We start from the raw sequence: 1,048 nt of genomic DNA, 5'->3' as shown, positions 1-1,048 counted from the left end.
AAGGGGTTGAGCTGTCATTCTACAGTGACGCCTCTAACGTGGTTATGCTCGAAGTCGTTGACAGGGTCGTGAGCCATGATTAATCTGGCTGAGTTAGGTCGAGTGTTTATTGTTTGTGGTAAGACCGATATGCGCCGGGGAATCGATTCGCTTGCTTACATAGTTAAGAAGAGCTTCAATCTCGATCCCTTCTCCGGATGCGTCTTTCTCTTCTGCGGCAGCCGGAGGGACCGATTCAAAGCACTTTATTGGGACGGCCAGGGATTCTGGCTGCTCTATAAGCGCTTTGAGAACGGGAAGCTGGCCTGGCCGAACAATGAAGACGAAGTTCGAGAGTTGTCCGATGAGCAAGTCATGCGCTTGATGCAAGGCTTTACCATTGATCCTAAAATTAATACCGCAAGAGCTCGTGAATTGTATTGATTTCACGAGCTTTTCTGGTATTCTTATGATTATGAATCAAGGAGGGACAACGACCATGGCTGACAAAGAAACTTCAGCTTTAATCGAAACGCTCAAAGCAAATAACGAAGAATTACTCAAGCAGGTTGCCCTTCTTACTGAACAAGTTGCTTATTTGACTAAGAAGATTTACGGCAAGTCTTCCGACAAGAGAGCTGGCAACCCAGATCAGCTGAGCCTCTTTGAAGAAGCCAACGCCTCCCAAGATGACGAGGACTTGCCCTCGCATTACCGAAACTATTACCTATAAGAGACGCAAGCAAGTCGGCAGAAAGCAAGATATCTTAGACTCTCTGCCGGGCGAGGAGGGTCATCATCGTTTGGATGATCTTACTTGTACAGACTGCGAGCACGAACTGAAAGCGATCGGCAGCTTCTGTGCTAGACAAGAGCTGCTCTACATTCCAGCCCAGGTTAAGAGAATCGATCACATCCAACACTCTTACAAGTGCCAGCACTGCAGTGATGAAGCGCCAGCCGACAAGATTATCAAAGCTCCTGTACCCAGGGCTCCGTTAACCAACAGTCTTGGCTCAGCGTCTTTGATCTCAAATACTATCTATCAGAAGTACGTTCTCAAGGTTCC

The 1,048-nt window shown here is 47.5% G+C and carries 3 protein-coding genes; all 3 read left to right on the top strand.

From position 1 onward, the window contains the following. Positions 1-75: 75 nt before the first annotated feature. Positions 76-423, top strand: coding sequence for an IS66 family insertion sequence element accessory protein TnpB (tnpB, locus tag G8O24_RS47035; RefSeq protein WP_008459757.1), 348 nt, complete (start codon positions 76-78; stop codon positions 421-423). Between the two features lie 55 nt (positions 424-478). Further along, on the top strand, positions 479-712 hold the full coding sequence (locus G8O24_RS47030) for an IS66 family transposase (protein WP_188108410.1): 234 nt from the start codon (positions 479-481) through the stop codon (positions 710-712). Further along, the coding region (locus G8O24_RS47025) for an IS66 family transposase zinc-finger binding domain-containing protein (RefSeq protein WP_188108409.1) at positions 669-1,048 on the top strand (380 nt) is incomplete at its 3' end. The genes G8O24_RS47030 and G8O24_RS47025, both read left to right, overlap by 44 nt.

This window comes from Bradyrhizobium campsiandrae, assembly GCF_014529705.1.
Classification (GTDB): Bacteria; Pseudomonadota; Alphaproteobacteria; order Rhizobiales; family Xanthobacteraceae; genus Bradyrhizobium; species Bradyrhizobium campsiandrae.
This window is presented reverse-complemented; position numbering and strand designations above follow the sequence as displayed.

What these genes read in the sequence shown, in the direction of transcription:
- tnpB (WP_008459757.1), top strand. Translation starts at nt 76, where the DNA reads ATGATTAATCTGGCTGAGTTAGGTCGAGTGTTTATTGTTTGTGGTAAG.
- G8O24_RS47030 (WP_188108410.1), top strand. Translation starts at nt 479, where the DNA reads ATGGCTGACAAAGAAACTTCAGCTTTAATCGAAACGCTCAAAGCAAAT.